Annotated in this window: 15 protein-coding genes; 11 read left to right on the top strand and 4 right to left on the bottom strand. The window is 38.9% G+C overall.

The window, feature by feature from the left end; all coding sequences use genetic code 11:
* Positions 1-158: 158 nt before the first annotated feature.
* Positions 159-524 carry a DUF2512 family protein gene (locus IGJ19_RS01070; RefSeq protein ID WP_071866119.1) on the top strand — a complete coding sequence of 122 codons (366 nt, stop codon included), beginning with the start codon at positions 159-161 and terminating at the stop codon, positions 522-524.
* Positions 525-704: 180 nt separating this feature from the next.
* Here IGJ19_RS01070 and IGJ19_RS01075 read toward each other — a convergent pair whose 3' ends face one another.
* Positions 705-2,450, bottom strand: coding sequence for an ABC1 kinase family protein (locus IGJ19_RS01075; protein WP_430604303.1), 1,746 nt, complete (start codon positions 2,448-2,450; stop codon positions 705-707).
* A gap of 178 nt (positions 2,451-2,628) precedes the next feature.
* Between IGJ19_RS01075 and IGJ19_RS01080 the strand changes: the two genes are divergently transcribed.
* From IGJ19_RS01080 to IGJ19_RS01125, 10 genes are all read left to right on the top strand, one after another.
* On the top strand, positions 2,629-3,696 hold the full coding sequence (locus IGJ19_RS01080) for a D-alanine--D-alanine ligase (protein ID WP_019722696.1): 1,068 nt from the start codon (positions 2,629-2,631) through the stop codon (positions 3,694-3,696).
* 197 nt (positions 3,697-3,893) lie between these two features.
* The gene (locus IGJ19_RS01085; RefSeq protein ID WP_074799593.1) at positions 3,894-5,246 is read left to right on the top strand and encodes a UDP-N-acetylmuramoyl-tripeptide--D-alanyl-D-alanine ligase; all 1,353 of its coding nucleotides are present in this window, start codon (positions 3,894-3,896) and stop codon (positions 5,244-5,246) included.
* Between the two features lie 316 nt (positions 5,247-5,562).
* Entirely contained in the window at positions 5,563-7,098 is a 1,536-nt protein-coding gene (gene cshA / locus IGJ19_RS01090) for a degradosome RNA helicase CshA (protein WP_074799594.1), read from the top strand.
* Between the two features lie 708 nt (positions 7,099-7,806).
* Positions 7,807-8,157, top strand: a complete 351-nt coding sequence (acpS, locus tag IGJ19_RS01095; protein ID WP_010736606.1) for a holo-ACP synthase — start codon at positions 7,807-7,809, stop codon at positions 8,155-8,157.
* 15 nt (positions 8,158-8,172) lie between these two features.
* Positions 8,173-9,291, top strand: a complete 1,119-nt coding sequence (gene alr / locus IGJ19_RS01100) for an alanine racemase (protein ID WP_071866123.1) — start codon at positions 8,173-8,175, stop codon at positions 9,289-9,291.
* A 10-nt stretch (positions 9,292-9,301) separates the two neighbouring features.
* On the top strand, positions 9,302-9,664 hold the full coding sequence (locus tag IGJ19_RS01105) for a type II toxin-antitoxin system PemK/MazF family toxin (RefSeq protein ID WP_019722700.1): 363 nt from the start codon (positions 9,302-9,304) through the stop codon (positions 9,662-9,664).
* Between the two features lie 651 nt (positions 9,665-10,315).
* Complete coding sequence (locus tag IGJ19_RS01110) at positions 10,316-13,045, top strand: YhgE/Pip domain-containing protein (RefSeq protein WP_086335332.1); 2,730 nt, start codon at positions 10,316-10,318, stop codon at positions 13,043-13,045.
* A 300-nt stretch (positions 13,046-13,345) separates the two neighbouring features.
* Positions 13,346-15,169, top strand: coding sequence for an APC family permease (locus IGJ19_RS01115; protein ID WP_010736602.1), 1,824 nt, complete (start codon positions 13,346-13,348; stop codon positions 15,167-15,169).
* 292 nt (positions 15,170-15,461) lie between these two features.
* Positions 15,462-15,683 carry a type II toxin-antitoxin system PemI/MazE family antitoxin gene (gene mazE, locus IGJ19_RS01120; RefSeq protein WP_065096903.1) on the top strand — a complete coding sequence of 74 codons (222 nt, stop codon included), beginning with the start codon at positions 15,462-15,464 and terminating at the stop codon, positions 15,681-15,683.
* Between the two features lie 15 nt (positions 15,684-15,698).
* A complete protein-coding gene (locus IGJ19_RS01125; protein WP_071866125.1) occupies positions 15,699-16,052 on the top strand; it encodes a type II toxin-antitoxin system PemK/MazF family toxin in 354 nt (117 codons plus the stop codon).
* A gap of 186 nt (positions 16,053-16,238) precedes the next feature.
* Here the strand turns inward: IGJ19_RS01125 and IGJ19_RS01130 are convergent, their stop codons facing one another.
* The 3 genes from IGJ19_RS01130 to IGJ19_RS01140 are packed head-to-tail and all read right to left on the bottom strand — an operon-like array spanning position 16,239 to position 18,462.
* On the bottom strand, positions 16,239-16,901 hold the full coding sequence (locus IGJ19_RS01130; RefSeq protein ID WP_019722425.1) for an ABC transporter permease: 663 nt from the start codon (positions 16,899-16,901) through the stop codon (positions 16,239-16,241).
* A gap of 5 nt (positions 16,902-16,906) precedes the next feature.
* Positions 16,907-17,824, bottom strand: a complete 918-nt coding sequence (locus IGJ19_RS01135; protein WP_023518952.1) for an osmoprotectant ABC transporter substrate-binding protein — start codon at positions 17,822-17,824, stop codon at positions 16,907-16,909.
* Complete coding sequence (locus tag IGJ19_RS01140; protein ID WP_010736596.1) at positions 17,821-18,462, bottom strand: ABC transporter permease; 642 nt, start codon at positions 18,460-18,462, stop codon at positions 17,821-17,823. The genes IGJ19_RS01135 and IGJ19_RS01140 overlap by 4 nt, the downstream gene beginning before the upstream one ends.

Here is an 18,462-nt window from a genome sequence, read left to right on the forward strand (position 1 = left end):
GAACATTGTTTCTAACTAAACAGAAGCGGTGTTCATCTTTTTTATTGCTAAAATAAGTACGATATCTTTGATTGATTCTATAACAAAAGATATAATTATGAAGATTATTTAATTATATAATCATATATTTTTAACCAAAAAAGAAGGGAGTGCAGAAAATGAAACATGTGAAGGCGTTGGTGGTAAAAGCAATCATGATTTGGGCAATTTTGTGGATCGTTTTAACGGGACTGTATGGTGTTAGTTTCATGGATTCAACGATTGTCGGAGTAATCATTGTTGTCATGATCTATGTATTAGGTGATTTGGTGATTTTACGAAAAGTAGGAAATATCGCGGCTACAATTGCAGATGCTGGTTCAGCTGCAGTCATTCTATGGTTATATCTTTATTTTATGAACGATATGACGGATATTTGGATGAAGGTTTTAATACCTGCGTTATTGATCGGGATCGCTGAATGGTTCTTCCATAAGTGGTTGTTGTCACAAAGAATCGTACCAGATGAACGAAAAATGAAATAATCAAACAAAAAAAGCTGAAATTATCAAATAGATAGCGAGCAAAAGGCTACAGACTAAAAAACAGGAATAGTGTGTATCCTTAACTCTAATCATCAAGCAATGAGGTTGTGTCAAAAGCACACAGCTTAAAAAATAAACGAGAACATCCGAAAATAGTTTCATATTTTGGGATGTTTTCGTTTATTTCCGTCGTTTTTTATAATAGTTGATCAATGTATCGATGGCTAAAAAGAGAATGACTACAGCTGCGATCGTATACGTGAATATACCTAATAGTGTAATAAAATTGATTTGATCGTCTGGTGCAGCTTGGACGAGCAGCGAAGAACCGACGATCAATGCGGCGAGTATCACACCAAATACTAAGCGGTTCACCATACTTTCGATCCGGTTCATCAGTTGGTCTTGTTTCTTTAGTTCCAAATTGATTTTTCCTTGTCCAGAACGCCAAGTTTCTAGAAGATGGTAGACTTGCTGTGGGATTTTCGGTACGGTTTTGATACCATCGAGTATATCTAAGCCCGCTTGCTTCAATGTATCTTCGACAGAGAGATGTGCTAAGAAATATCGTTGTGCAATGGGCGTAGCGACTTCCATCAAAGATACTTCAGGATCAAGGACACGAATCACTCCTTCTAATGTGCTAAACGCTTTAAGCAATAACGTGATATCACGATCGATTTGTAAGTTGTTCTGATGGCAAATCGAGACGATCTGCGCAAAGACTTCTTGCAAGTCGATTTCTTCAAGGGGGAGGTCTAAATATTGTGTCAAAAAGCTAGCGAGTTGTTGATGGAATTCACTTTCATCAAAAGGCCCTTCTTGTTGACATAAGTTGATGACGGCTTTTTCAATACGGTAAATATCTCGTGTATAAATCGCTAAAACGATTTCCATCAGCTTTTGTCTTAGCGAAGCGGAGAGACTACCCATCATACCGAAATCAATATAACTGATTGTATATGGTTGTAATGGTTCAGTGACAGTAGCAGTCGTTTTGAAAGAAATCGAGCCTAGTTGTTTTTGGTGTTCTTTTGTGTCTGTCGTTACATTTTCTGAAAGTTCTTCAACGCTTAAAGGATGGAACAATAAATTCCCAGGATGTGGATCGGCATGAAAAAAGCCATCGTCAAAGATTTGCTTCATAAAATGTTCGATCAATCGTTTAGCCACTTGTTGTTTCAATTGAGTATTCGTAAGTGTCTCAATGAGGCGTTCATCCGTTTCTTCAAGATTCATCAATTGGTTGAAGTTCTTTCCAGACATTTCTTCCATCACAATAACTTTTTTTGTGCAAAGTGCCTCATAGATTTTAGGGGATCTAATTTCATACCAATGGTTGTTTAGGACATAGAAACGTGCGCCATTTTGACTTTCTTTGTAGAAGTCCAATTCGTTTGTCAATGAACGTTTGACTTCTTGCAACACGCCTTTTAAATCGATGACGCTTGTTTCAGGAATATATTTGATCAAAGGAATCGCCCGTTCGAATAACTGTAAGTCCATCATGATTTCCTTCGCAATATTTGGATGTTGGACTTTTACAACGACTGCATCGCCATTCTTTAACGTTGCACGATGTGCTTGACCCATAGAGGCAGAAGCGAAAGGTGCTTTATTGAAGCTAGTAAAAATCGTTTCTAAGGATGCGTCTAATTCCTGTTCAATCGTTTTTTTCGTCGTGACAAAGGGATCACTTGGTACATTGTCTTGCAATGTTTTGAATGTCTTAGTAAACTCAGCAGAGAGTAAGTCATCACGGACAGAAAGCATTTGCCCAATTTTTATAAAGGTTGAGCCAAGTTCTTCAAAGGCTTTTTTTACTTGTTCAGGATTTTTTTGTTGGATCAGATTAGGCAGAACATTTTCTTTGATGAATACGTGAATGATTTCTGTTAAACGGCTTCGAGAAGTAGTTTTGGTCATAACTATGCCTCCTTTCTCTTATCATAACGATAAAGAAAAAAAGCGACAACTATTCCGCTGTTTTTTGAATAAAATGACATGTGCCTCACCTTTTTTCAAATAAGCTGTTTGCATCTTTTGTTTTTGTGCTAAAATATGAAGTAAAAATGAATGATATCGAATACAGGAGGAAAATCTTTTGAAGATTACTTTATTATATGGTGGACGCAGTGCGGAACACGAAGTTTCGATTCTTTCAGCGTTTTCCGTTTTAAATGCTATTTATTATGCTTATTATCAAGTACAGCTCGTATTTATTAGTAAAGACGGCCAATGGGTCAAAGGCCCGTTGTTGACTGAAAAACCTACAAGTGAAGAAGAATTGCACTTGACGTGGGACCCAAGTGGGAAAATGACAGAAGGATTTACGGGTACTGTCATCAATCCAGGAGAGATCAAAGAAGAAGGAACCATCGTCTTTCCAGTTCTTCACGGTCCAAATGGCGAGGATGGCACGATCCAAGGATTCTTGGAAACCTTGAATATGCCTTACGTCGGTGCGGGTGTACTGACGAGTGCTTGTGCCATGGATAAGATCATGACAAAATATATTTTACAAGCAGCCGGTGTACCGCAAGTACCTTATGTTCCAGTTTTGAAGAATCAATGGAAAGAAAATCCTAAAAAGGTATTTGACCAATGTGAAGGCTCATTGCTTTATCCGATGTTCGTGAAGCCAGCAAACATGGGGTCAAGCGTGGGGATCACTAAGGCTGAAAATCGAGAAGAATTACAGAATGCCTTAGCAACAGCTTACCAATACGATTCACGTGCCATCGTTGAACAAGGAATCGAAGCACGGGAGATCGAAGTCGCTGTTTTAGGAAATGAAGACGTCCGCACGACCTTGCCTGGTGAAGTGGTAAAAGACGTGGCATTTTACGATTATGATGCGAAGTACATCAATAATCGCATCGAGATGCAGATTCCAGCAGAAGTACCAGAAGAAGTCCATCAAAAAGCACAAGAGTACGCAAAATTAGCGTATACGATGTTAGGTGGAAGTGGCTTGAGCCGTTGTGATTTCTTCTTGACGAATAAAAATGAATTATTCCTTAATGAATTAAATTCAATGCCTGGATTTACAGCATTCAGCATGTACCCATTGCTTTGGGAAAATATGGGCTTGAAATACGGTGACTTGATTGAAGAGTTGATCCAATTAGGCTTGAACCGTTATAATCAAAGACAAAGTTTCTTTGACTAATTGAAACGTAATCAGCACAAGTATGTATGTGTCGAAGTAGTATGTATAGCAAAATAAAGGTTGTGGATGATCATCTGGTACTGATTGAAAGCGAAAGATTTTTACTATTCGACGCTATCAGTATTGGCGATTTTCACCACCTTTTTTGTTCCTATTCCTATAGGACTACTGGTCTAAATCGAAAGGACAGAGAATGGATGAACATAACAATACAAGAAATTGCTCAAGCAGTTGGAAGTCACCATGAGTCAACCCAATCAATCACAGGAGTAGAATTTGATAGCCGCAAAATCAAAGAAGGCGATTTGTTCGTTCCTTTAGCTGGCGCAAGAGATGGGCATGAATTTATTGAACAAGCTATCGCAAATGGGGCAGTTGCTTCTTTTTGGAGTTGGGCAGCCGAAAAGGCACCAGAGGGGATCGAGATCATACCAGTTTCTGATCCTTTAAAAGCAATGCAAGAGTTGGCGCAATACTATTTGAAAAAAGTTGGGGCAGATGTGGTGGCTGTTACCGGTAGTAATGGGAAGACGACCACAAAGGATCTAACAGCTTCTGTCTTAGCGCAAGGATATAAAACTTATAAAACACAAGGAAATTACAATAATAATATTGGCATGCCTTATACGATCTTGCATATGCCTCAAGATACTGAAAAAATCGTTTTAGAAATGGGAATGGATCATGCCAATGAAATTACGGAACTCTCGTTGCTGGCACAACCAAAAGTTGCAGCAATCACGATGATCGGTGAGGCTCATATCGAGAATTTAGGTTCACGAGAAGGCATCGCCAAAGCAAAAATGGAGATTGCTGATGGGTTGCTACCAGACGGATTATTGATCGTACCGAATAATGAACCATTGTTAGAACCGTTGATTGCTCCGTTGTCTCAAAAAATCAAGACGTTTGGAATCGAACAAGGCGATATTTCTGCACAACGAATCATCGAAGAAAAGCAACAAACGACATTTATCGTTGAAGGCGAATCATTCACGATCCCTTTACCTGGTAGCTATAATGTGACGAACGCGCTGATTGCTTATGCGATCGGGCAGTTTTTCGAGTTGTCTCTGTCGGAAATCCGACGAGGTCTAGCAACTGTCACAGTGACACAAAACCGAACAGAATGGCTGACTGCTGGAAACGGGGCAGCGATCTTAAGCGATGTTTATAATGCCAATCCTACAGCTATGGGATTAGTCTTAGATACTGTAGCAAGCCTCCCAGCAGCGGGACGAAAACTTGCCGTGTTAGCCGATATGTTGGAGCTAGGGGTAGACTCGCCTCTCATGCATGCTTCCATGAGTGAACATATTTCTTCAGACATCTTTTCGATGATCTTTTTGTATGGAAAAGAAATGCAGGCGTTAAAAGATGCTTTGGCTCAGAAATATCCTGATTTGCCGGTTTATTATACCGAAGAAAATAAAGAGCAATTGATTGCAGCGGTGATTGCTGAGATCCAGCCAGATGACACGATTGTACTAAAAGGTAGTAATAGTATGGGCTTGATTGAAGTGGTCGAACGACTACAAGAAATGAAATAAAAACTGTAAACTTGCAGAAAACAATAAATTATGCTAGAATAACCTATTGCCGAAAGATGAAGAGAAATTGGACTGGCTTGATGATGAAATGCGAAAGCCAGATGTCATAACAATGATAAAGCTGAACGCGACCCGTTTGGCTTTTCTAATGCCTAAACTTCGCAAAGTGATTTTTCGGTGGTGCCACAGGGGCTAAGAATGGATGGGAAACGTGCGTGGCCACTGTCAAAAAAGCAACAGACACTTTGACCGAACAAAAGACGGGGTAGCAAACTATAGCTACATCCTCAGTTAACAACCATATAGGAGGATTCATTTGAAATTTAAAGAACTAGAATTATCACCAGAATTATTAAAATCAGTAGAACGTGCAGGATTTGAAGAAGCGACACCGATCCAATCAGAAACGATCCCACTTGCTTTACAAGGTAAAGATGTGATTGGACAAGCACAAACAGGAACAGGTAAAACTGCTGCGTTTGGCTTACCGATGTTAGAGAAAATCGATGCAAATCGTCAAGAACTACAAGGATTGGTTATTGCACCAACACGTGAATTAGCGATCCAAACACAAGAAGAACTTTATCGTTTAGGACGTGACAAACGTGTCCGTGTCCAAGCTGTCTATGGTGGCGCCGATATCGGCCGCCAAATCCGTGGATTGAAAGACCGTCCACATATCGTCGTTGGTACACCGGGTCGTATGTTAGACCATATCAACCGTCACACATTGAAACTTGGAACAGTTGAAACATTAGTATTAGATGAAGCAGACGAAATGTTGAACATGGGCTTCTTAGAAGATATCGAAAGTATTATCTCTAAAGTACCAGACCAACGTCAAACACTATTGTTCTCAGCAACAATGCCACCAGCAATCAAAAACATCGGTGTGAAATTCATGAAAGATCCAACACACGTGAAAATCAAAACCAAAGAAATGACTGCTGATTTGATCGATCAATACTATGTACGCGCAAAAGAATACGAAAAATTCGATGTGATGACTCGCTTGCTCGATGTACAATCACCAGAATTAACGATCGTCTTCGGACGTACAAAACGTCGTGTAGATGAATTAGCTCGTGGCTTAGAAGCTCGTGGCTATCGTGCAGAAGGTATCCATGGCGACCTTTCCCAACAAAAACGTATGAGCGTATTACGTTCATTCAAGAGTGGTCATTTAGATATTTTAGTTGCTACAGACGTAGCTGCACGTGGTTTAGATATCTCAGGAGTTACTCATGTATACAACTATGATATCCCACAAGATCCAGAAAGCTATGTTCACCGTATCGGTCGTACTGGTCGTGCAGGTAAAGGTGGTATGTCAGTAACTTTCGTTACACCAAACGAAATGGGTTACTTACATGTTATTGAAAACTTAACGAAAAAACGTATGACAACTTTACGTCCACCGACTGAAAAAGAAGCATTCAAAGGACAACTAGGCGCTGCTATTGAACAAATCGAAGAAAAACTTGAAGAGAATGGCTTAGATAAATATCTGCAAACTGCGGATAAATTATTGGAAGAATACTCTGCTCAAGATTTAGTCGCTTTATTGTTGAAAACAACAGCCAAAGATCCATCAGATGCAACACCAGTAAAAATCACACCAGAACGTCCATTGCCAATGCAGAAAAAAGGCTACAACAAAAATGGTAAACGTGGTGGCGGAAGTGGCGGCGGAAACAGCCGTAATCGTCGTGATAATGGCAACTACCGCGGCAACAAAAATTCAAAAGGTAGCGGTAGCTACAGCAAAAACCATAACAAACAAAAAGACAATGGTGGAAAACGCACAAACGACAAAAAACGTGGTTTCGTGATCCGCACGAACAACGACTAATCCACATGTAAAGGGGTGGTCTCAGAAGGACCATCCGAATAAGCCCGTCAGATCCAAAAATAGCTTACCTATTTTTGGCCTTGACGGGCTTATTTTGTATTGTTTATTTGGAATTGATAGATAATAAAAAAACAAACATACTCTCTCTTTCATTACATAAAGAAGTAGAGATCATAGGGTAAAAATCTACTAATAATGGGAAGTCTAAGAGTATTAAGTATAAATTTAACGTAGTTCCTCCTTTTAGCAGGTAATTTAGATAACTTTAACAAAAATGTTATTTAAAAAAATAAAATATTTAGCTTTTTAAGGATATAGCAACAAATTTTTGTTTTTTTTGTTTATTAAGTAAAAATAATTTCTTTTTTTATGCGTGATCCATGGTAAATTAGAATTAATACCAATAAAATCATTTTATAAACAAACAATGCGGAAAATGATTTATATATCAGCTGTTTTTCGAATTGTACGTCTTATTTTTTTGAAAAACGTTCGTAAAAAAAGCAATGAAGTGACTTGAACTGTTTTCTTTGCGTCAGAGATTTTTAGCAATCAATTCTCAATGGTTTTTTATTGGAGAAAATGAAGAAGTGGTTTTTCACTAGGAAACAACTTTCATTTTTGTTATTTCTAGACTTATTGGTGGTAAATTGTCTAAAATTTGGTAGAATTAGAGTGTTCTAAAATTTTTTGAAAAGAGAATCGTGTATGATAAAAGGGATTGGGATTGATGCAGTTGAACTGTCGAGGATTGCTAAGATCATTAAAGAAAAGCAAAACTTTATTGATCGTGTACTGACACCAAGTGAAATCGAAATGTTTCGTTTGCTGCCATTTCATCGTCAGGTTGAGTTTTTAGGCGGTCGTTATGCATGTAAAGAAGCTTTTTCAAAGGCTTGGGGAACAGGGATCGGTAAAGTTACCTTTCAAGAGATCGAAATTTTAAAAAATGGATCAGGACAACCAATTGTAACGAAATCTCCACATGAAGGAGCAGTCTGGGTCAGCATCACACATACAGACGAGTTAGCTTTTGCACAGATTATTTTAGAAGACTAGAAAGAAGGAAGAACAATGGTTATTGCTTGGCATCGTCCGACAAAAGCAATTGTACATAAACAGGCAATTACAGAAAATGTAGCAAATGAAATAGCTCGATTGAATGGGAAAGAATTGTTTGCTGTTGTCAAAGCAGATGGTTATGGTCATGGAGCAATCGAAACAGCAGAAGCTGCAAAAAAAGGTGGAGCTTCTGGTTTTTGCGTAGCTACTTTAGATGAGGGAATCGAGCTGAGAGAGGCAGGTTTCACACAACCTATTCTTGTATTGAATATGGTTCCGATCGATGCGTTGACACTTGCAGTCATCCACGATCTATCTATTACTGCGGGAACAAAAGAATGGTTGGAAGCTGCGGCTACTTATATAGCAGAACGACATCTAGAATATTTATTGAAATTGCATTTGAAAGTCGATACCGGAATGGGAAGAATTGGCTTTCTCAATAGTGCAGAAGTGAATGAGGCAGTGGAAATCATCCAAGATAGTCCCAATTTAGAATGGGAAGGGATCTATACTCATTTTTCTACAGCAGATCAAGCAGATACCACCTATTGGGAACAGCAGAACCAAAAATTCAGTGAGATCATCGAAAGTCTACCTACTTTACCAAGATATATCCACAGCAGTAATAGTGCCACTGCATTATGGCACGAAAAAGCTATAGGCAATATGATCCGCTATGGGGTAGCAATGTATGGCTTGAATCCATCCGGTCACGCGTTAGCGGAAGTATATCCCCTACAACCAGCGCTTGAACTTGTATCTGAATTGATCCAAGTGAAAGAGTTGTCAGCAGGAGAAGGTGTAGGTTATGGAAAAACCTATACGACTTCAGCTTCAGAATGGATCGGAACTGTACCAATCGGTTACGCAGATGGTTGGTTACGGAAAATGCAAGGTTTCTCATTATTAGTGGAGGGAAATTATTGTGAGATCATTGGTCGTGTATGCATGGATCAATTGATGATCCGTCTGCCCTATCAAATGCCAGTAGGAACTAAAGTTACGTTGATCGGGAAAAATCAACAGGCTAAAATCACAATGCAAGATGTAGCAGATCAATTGGGTACGATCCATTACGAAGTCGCATGTGTGCTAGGGCCCCGTATACCTAGAGAATATCAAGAGTGAGGAGAGGCGTATGGTAAAAAGAGGAGATATTTATTTTGCTGATCTTTCTCCGGTGGTAGGATCAGAACAAGGTGGGACAAGACCGGTCTTAGTGATTCAGAACAATTTAGGTAATCATTTTAGTCCAACGGTCATCGTAGCAGCAATTACTGCGAAAATGGCGAAACCTAAATTGCCCACACATATAGGAATCAAAGCGACCGGAACAGGGATCGAAAGAGACTCAGTCATTTTACTTGAACAAATCAGAACGATTGATAAGTCCAGATTAAAAGAAAAAGTCTGTCATTTAGAACGATCGATTATGTTAGATGTCGATCGTGCATTGAAAATCAGTGTTGGTATCGAAGCGCTTGTCCCAGTGTCAAAATAAAAGACAAAAACAGCACGTTTATACATAAAAAATAGCACCGTGTGTTTAGTCAATCATTGCGCGATTCAGCGCTTGGCAACAACAAAAAAAGAGGAACTTCAACGGTCTGGGATATTCGTCCCATCGCACCACCTAAAACCGAATAAACGGCGGGAATAGAAGTAACCTCTTCGAAAATAAGGCGCCATCCACAAAAATTTGAAAAACAATTTTCGTGGATGGTGCCTTATTTCTCGAAGCTAAACACTTCGATCCCGACCTCTGGCTGTCGTGCCTTTTTTTGTTTGTGTGGTTCGGTTTTGCCGGATTTTCCAGTTCTATCAGAAGATTTAGTTTATAAAATAACGATGCATATACATTGAAAATAAGATTATAATTTTATGAGTAACCAATTTAGACATTTTTTTAGAAACTATGGTAAGCTTTTTATAACAGATTTATTTGATTACACATAAAAAATTCTCGGGATGCTACATTTGGTAGTGGACTAGCGAATAAAAGAAGATTAATTATTTGTTAAGCAAAAGATGACAATATTCGGACAGTTTGATTTAACTGTCAAAAAATTAGTTGCTTGATTGAAAATAGGATTGAAAATCGTATGGTTTTCATGATAAAGTGATGCAGCTGAAACAAAAAAAGGTGATGAATATGAAATCAATAAAAAATACAATAAACTTATATTTACTTGATTGGAAACGAATTTTTAAAAATCCTGTTGCGACTCTTTTGATCATCGCAATTATGATCATTCCTTCATTATATGCTTGGTTCAATATCAAAGCATTATGGGACCCTTATGGTAATACAGGGGAATTACCGATTGCTGTTTATAGTGCAGACAAGCCGGCTGAGTTTGAAGGACAAGAAGTCGCTATCGGAAAAGAAGTACTAAAATCATTACATGAAAATAAAGATTTAGGTTGGCAGTTCGTTGACTCTAAAAAAGAATTAGAAGACGGTGTACGGTCTGGGGAATATTATGCTGGTATCTATTTGCCAGAGAATTTCTCGGAGGATTTATTAAGCTTTACGAGTGGTGATATCAAAAAGCCGGAAATTGAATATACAGTCAATGAAAAAATCAATGCCATTGCACCAAAAATTACAGATAAAGGTGCATCTACGATCCAATCACAAATCTCCAGTGAATTTATTCGAACGGCGAGCGAAACTTTACTAAAAGTCTTTAATGAAATTGGGTACGATATTGATACAAACCTAGTAAGTATCAATAAAGTAAAATCAATGATTCTATCAACAGATGAAAACTTGGATACGATCGATGGCTATACCCAACAAGTACTTGATCTACAAAAACAACTTCCAGATATCAAAGACAAATTAGCGAAAGCAAATGAATTTGTTGATTATCTCCCAGAAGTAGATGAGATGGGACAAAAGGTCGTTGAATTGAACGATAAAATGCCAGAATTAAAGGAACAAGCCAAAATCATTCTTGACCTTCAACAAAAAATCCCGGAGATCCAAGATGCTGGACGACAAATTGCTGAAATCGACAACGATTTTTCATCAATCGAAGAAACGATGAATCAAGGAATCGAGGAAGCAAAACAAGGATTGACCATCATCCAACAAGTCCAAGACATCTTACCTGATGTGAAAAATTTAGAATCACAAGCGAAGAATCTCGCAGCGGATACCAAAACGGGCGCTGAACAATTAAAAGAAGCCGTACCAGGTATCACGACAAGCGTGAAGACGACGTTAGATTCGATTGGGCAAGTAGCGACAAATACAGCTAGTTTAGCTGATGCAATCAATTCTGCCCTAAAAACAGCTGTGGAAGATAATAAGTTGACAGAGGAAGAACGAGAAAATCTAGTGAAGCTAGTTGATAACATATCCTCTAGTATTAGTAGTCAGCAAACAGCAATAAATAGCCTAATAGAATTTTTAACAAATTTACAAAAAGAAAATGGTGGAGAGAACTTAACTAATATTATAAATCTATTAAACAATATCAGTGCAAATTTAAATACAATTAACTCACGTCTACCAAATCTTAAGAGTATCATTCAATCAGCTAGTGTAGAAGAAATTGAAAAATTAGTATCTGAAGAATTAACAAGTATAACAGCAGCTGCAAAAAATGTTAATGATACTATCGGTAAAATAGACGTAAATGAAGTCAGCACCACCGTTGAATCGATCTTGACACAAGTGATCGATACGATCAGTACAGCGCAAGGTGCGTTGAGTAAAGCAGATCAAATCGACTTTGATTCGCTATTAAATTCAACCAAAGCAACCGTAACAAATGCGGTGGCGATCTTAGAGAAATATCAAAAAGAAATGCCTGCAATCGGTCAAGAGGTCCATGATGCAAATACGATGCTAAACGGTAATATGGAAACGATCGTAAATGGAATCAATAAGGGAGCTGACCTATACAATAACGACTTACCTGTATTAGAAGAGAAACTTGGTTTAGCTGCTGATTTTATCCAAAATGATTGGCCAACGATCAAAAATGAAATCAATACCACAATGACCACCGTCAACGATAAAATGCCAGAAGTCGAAACAGCGGTGAATGCTGCGGCAGACTTGATCACGAATGACTGGCCAAACATCAAAGCTGGTATCCAAAAAGCCGCAGATGCGATCCGTAAAGGAGAAGAAGAGGTTGATCTTGGGGAAGTCATCAAACTCTTGAAATTAGATGCGACAAAGGAAAGTGAATTCTTTACGATGCCTGTGGAACTACAAACTAATTCGTTGTATCCAATCCCTAATAATGGATCAGCAAGTACACCGTTCTATACTGCGCTATGTTTGTGGGTAGGTGCGGTCTTACTTTCAAGTGTCGCTACAACAGATTACTATTTAGATAAAAAAGCGCGTAAAAACTATACAAAACGGGAACAGTTTGGCGCCCGCATGTTGACCTTCTTGACGATGGCGATCGCTCAAAGCTTGATCGTTACTTTAGGGAACATGTTCTTGCTTGGTGTGTATGTAGTGAATCCAGTCTACAGTGTACTGTTTGCTGTTTTGATTGCTTTGTCATTTATGATGATCGTCTATGTTTTAGCAGCGCTGTTTGACAATGTCGGCAAAGGGATAGCCATCATTATTCTTGTCTTGTCCATATCTGGTGGTGGTGGGAACTATCCAATTCAAGTTTCAGGGAAATTTTTCCAAATGATCAATCCTTTCTTGCCATTTACTCATGCAGTCAACCTCTTACGTGAATCAGCTGGTGGTATCTATTGGCCAAATGCCCTACATGCGATTTTGATATTAGTCGGCATATTTATTGTCGTAGGGATCGTTGGTACAGTGTCGTATCCATTTGTGAGTGAAAAAATGAAGAAATTCAAAGAAGCTGCGCATGAAAGTCGAATCTTCCACTAGAAACGTGATACCATCTATTCGTTTCTCGTAAAGATTTTAAGACTCTGTTTTTAAGTGAAGACGAGCTTAGGATAACGTTATTTTCCTAAGCTCGTCTTTTTTCTGTACCAGAGAAAGCAAGTGGTTTAATCATGGAAATCACTCTAAAAATGAATTAAAAAAATATGGGGATTTTCTATCGATATTTTTCCCGAATTTTGTTGACATTTAAAGGTCAAGGGCGTACTATAACATCTTGTTTACTATAAAAAATGACACCTGTAATTCGTAGGGGAAAAGGTGTGTAAAGGAGCATAGAAATTGGATTACTTAAAAAGGTTGTTAGTAGGGAAGCCGTTGAAGTCGGCGGAAAACGACGAGCATAAATTAACAAGGTTTGCTGCGTTAGCACTACTATCTTCCGATGCGTTGTCATCGATTGCGTACGGAACAGAACAAATCGTTGTGGTATTAGTGGCGTTGTCTGCTGCTGCGATCTGGTATTCATTGCCAATTGCTGCATTTGTTATTATTTTATTGATTTCATTAACTCTTTCTTATCGGCAGATCATTCACGCTTATCCACACGGGGGTGGGGCTTACGTTGTTAGTAGTGAGAACCTCGGTAAAAATGCTGGACTGATTTCGGGCGGGTCTTTATTGATCGATTATATGCTGACTGTTGCGGTTTCCGTCTCAGCCGGTGCAGAGGCGATTACTTCTGCTATACCAGCTCTATATGGGCATCAAGTAGCGATTTCAGTGACTATCGTCCTCTTGTTGATGATGTTGAACTTACGTGGACTGAGAGAGTCAGCTTCGTTTTTACTATTCCCAGTCTATACATTTATTCTCGTCATCTCCTTATTGATTGTCGTTGGTTTGTTTAATATCGTGACTGGGGCAGTACCATTACAAGCAACAGCACTGCCTGGTGCAGTTGTCCCTGGGGTTTCCGTCGCATTGATCTTACGGGCTTTTTCTTCTGGTTCTTCTTCATTGACTGGTGTAGAGGCAATCAGTAATGCGGTACCGTTCTTCAAAAAGCCACGGGCAAAAAACGCAGCGATGACCTTGACGATGATGGCATTGATCTTAGGGTTCTTTTTTGTAGGGATCACGTTTATCAACTATTGGTATGGAATTGTTCCTGAAAAAGAAGTAACTGTTCTTTCCCAAATCGGACAAGCTGTTTTTGGACATGGGATCTTGTATTATATCTTGCAATTTGCGACAGCCTTGATTTTGGCAGTGGCAGCAAATACAGGGTTTTCTGCCTTTCCAGTATTAGCGTATAACTTAGCAAAAGATAAATTCATGCCTCATATGTACCAAGATCGTGGTGATCGTTTAGGGTACTCAAATGGGATCATCACGCTTGCATTAGGGTCGATTGTGCTATTGTTTATTTTCAATGGCTCTACTGAACGATTGATTCCACTGTATTCCATTGGTGTATTTATCCCCTTTGCATTATCGCAAACAGGAATGGTCATCAAATGGAAAAAAGAAGGCAAAAAGTGGTGGACGAAATCAATTGCGAATATTACGGGTGCATTTATCTCTTATGCCATCATCGCAATTTTATTTGTTTACCGCTTAGGTGATATTTGGCCGTTCTTCATCATCATGCCAATCGTCATGTTCGTCTTCTATAAAATCCATGATCATTATAAAAAAGTAGCAGAACAACTTCGATTAGAAGACGAAGTAAACTTACACGAGTATGAAGGAAATACGGTTTTGGTACTTGTAGGGAACGTTACGCGGGTAAATACCGGAGCGTTGAATTATGCGCGTTCGATCGGTGATTATGTTGTTGCTATGCACGTTTCATTAGATGAGGATATCGAAAAGGAAAAAGAGATCCAAGCAGAATTTAAAAAGCATTTTCCAGATGTGCGTCTTTCAATCGTCCATTCTTCTTATCGGTCGATCCAAAATCCGATTTTGCGTTATGTGGATATAGTCAGCAAGAATGCTGCAAAACAAAATTATACGACGACCGTATTGATTCCACAGTTTGTACCAAATCGCAGATGGCAGAATATCTTGCATAATCAGACGAGTCTGAGATTGCGTTTACGTCTTTCTTGGCGTGAAAATATCGTCGTAAGTACGTATAGTTATCATTTGAAAAAATAATTACATGATAGTGAGTATCAATTTTAGAGGTCGGGACAGAAGTGTTCAGCCTCGAGAAATAAGGCGCCATCCACGAAAATTGTTCTTCAAATTTTTGTGGATGGCGCCTTATTTCCGAAGAGGTTACTTCTGTTCCCGCCGTTTATTCGATTTTAGGCGGGGGTAGAGAATTGATGTTCCACTCCCTTTTTTATAGTTATGTGAAATTGGGTTGGGTATTCAATTTTACGAAAAATGTATTCACGTTGTATTTATATTATGATGATAATAGATAGAATGGAGGGCGAAGATTATGAAGACTAGGAAACAAGGTAATGCGATTGTTTTAACTGTACCTACTAAATTTGGCATAGAAGAAAATGTTGAGTATATTGCTGTTAAGGGAGAAGACGATACAATCACGTTTATAAAAAAGAAAAAAAATATTTTTGATGAAGCATTTGAAAATGATGAAACAATTGATGCAAGTGCTGGTTTTCCTGAGGATTCACTGGTAGGAAAGGAAATTATTTAATGGCATATACTATTAATGGCTATACGGCCTAAACAAGGCGATTTTGTGATTATTAATTGCAATCCCAGTATAGGTAGAGAGATTAAAAAAAGAAGACCTGCAATTGTTGTCAGTGCGAACCATTATAATGCAGTAACAGGAATGTGTGCGGTTTGTCCAATTACTGATACGAAATATAAAAACCATATTGCATTAGATAAGAGGCATAAACTACAAGGATATATCAATCCTTTTCAAATCAAAACATTTGATTTTATGGAAAAGCAGAGAAATATACGCTTCGTAGAGAAAGCCACTCTGGCTGAATTAGGTGAAGTGGCGCAAATCATTGATATGGTGTTTGATTTTTCGTCATTATTGTCAGAGTAAGTAGCAACTCATTTATTTATAGTTTATGTAGAACTGTACATACCAGAAGATTCAGTCAATGACTATCTATCTGAATTTTAAATAAAAAAACACCACCAAATCAAGAATTTATTTCTTGAACTGGTGGTGTTTTCAACTATTTAAAAATAGAAATCCATTGGGTTCAATATGGATTCTCTATGTTCGTCATCTTGAATGCTTTGCCGCAGGGTCTAAACGGCGTTCGATGATCCCTAAGACCCAGTCGGTGATGATTGCCATGAAGGCTGTTGGCAAGGCTCCAGCTAAGATGATTGACGTACCATCTGTGGCATTGGTCCCACGAATGATGATGTCTCCTAATCCGCCAGCTCCGACGAAGGCACCGATGGCGGTGATCCCGATGGCAACGACCAAAGCATTTCTAATGCCTGCCATAATGACTGACACAGACAGCGGTAGTTCCACCATAAAGAGACGTTGGCTGGCTGTCATCCCCATCCCTTTACCGACATCAAGGATATTTTTGTCGACTTGGATCATCCCAGTGTACGTGTTCTTGATGATCGGCAATAGCGAATACAAGAACACCGTGACGATCACGACATTGACCCCTAAACCTAAACCAATCATCAAAATCGAAATCATTGCTAAAGAAGGAATCGTTTGGATGATATTTGCAAAACGGATCACCCAATTGGCTAACTTACGTTTTCGTGAAATAAGAATACCAACGGGGATACCGACGATTGCTGCAAAAAGTACACCATAGATCGAAATGAGAAAGTGACGTAGGAACTGTGAAAAGACATACGTACCATTCTCTTGAAAATAATAAATAAATTGTTCAAGCCAATTCATGTTTTCCATTATCGTCACTCCCCTCCAAAGTATTGGTTTTCTTTTAAAAAGCGCTCTGCGACGACAGAAGGCTCAACCAAATTATTGTCTGCTTCATAGTTCAATTGTTGCATTTTTTCAGTGCTGATCGTATTACTTAATTTTGTTAATGCTTCTGCTAAACCCGGCGTATCTTTTAATAGTTGATTATCTACAACCGGTGCAGCGTCATAAGGTGGGAAAAAACTCAAGTCATCTTCTAGCATAACTAGATCATAACTAGCAATACGTCCGTCTGTCGAATAACCTAAAACGATATCCATTCTCCCAGCTTCTACAGCGTCATAGACTAGACCGATCTGCATAGGCAAGATGGAATCAAATGAAAAGCCATATGTTTCTTTGAAGCCGTCATAGCCATCTCCTTTACGATTGATCCAGGAAGTATCCACTCCAGCGACAAGTTCATCGGCGACATTTTTCAAGTCACTGACTTTCTTTAAATTGTATTTTTCCGCAGTATCTTTGCGAACAAGAAAAACGTAGGTGTTCTCGAATCCATAAGAAGGAAACCAAGTTTGATCATACCTTTTTTCAAATTCACGTTTTACGATATCAAATGCTTTTTCAGGATCTTTCTCAGGCGGTAAATTAAGGGTAGTAGTCAAATCTGTCCCTGTATAGCGAGCGGCAGAAATAGACGCGTCGCCGTTCATCATCGCTTGATGATTGATCGTCGTCGTTGCTAAGTTATTGATGATCGTCGTATTTTTTTCCGTATAGTGTTCAACCATCCCAGCAACGATACTGGCAATGATCTGAGCTTCAGAAGTGATCCCACCAGTGATAGAAATCGTATCTTCATCCGTATTACTTGCCAATCCTGGGAAGGAGCAACTTGCAAGTAATAAGACGGTCAATACGAGAACGACACTATTTCTGATTCGTTTCATTCGTCATTCTCCTCCCTCAATGCGATCGGAGTTAACCGATTCTCCAATAGTCCTAATAAGAAATCTGCAAGCAATGCTAAGATCGTTACAGGGATCGTTCCAGCGAAAATCAAATCGGGCTGATAATTATTCAAACCGCTAAAGATCAAATCGCCTAGTCCGCCTGCGCCGATGTAAGAGGCAAGGGTTGCCCATGCAATCACATAGACTGCTGCTAACCGAATACCTGCCATGATCGTCGGCATAGCGATCGGCAATTCGACAGAAAAAATCGATTGGATATTTGTCATCCCCATGCCTTTTGCGACATCGCGGTAATTCCAATCCACATTTTTCATCCCAATATAGGTATTTCTTAAAATAGGTAAAAGGGAATAGATAAATAGGGCAATGATTGCAGGCAATTTACCGACACCGAATAAAGGAATCATAAGTGCTAATAGGGCAAGAGAAGGTACCGTTTGTAACGCACTGGTCAGACCAATAACAATCGTTGCGACTTTAGGAAAACGCGTCAAAAGAACACCTAAAGGAACAGCAACGGCAATCCCGATGACCAATGCAATTGCTGAAATATAGAGATGTTCGAGACTTTTTGAGAGGATCTCAGCGCCATGTTGTTGAAAAAATTCGGCCAT

Origin of the sequence: Enterococcus sp. DIV1368b, from assembly GCF_050529595.1 — a bacterium.
Taxonomy (GTDB): domain Bacteria; phylum Bacillota; class Bacilli; order Lactobacillales; family Enterococcaceae; genus Enterococcus_B; species Enterococcus_B mundtii.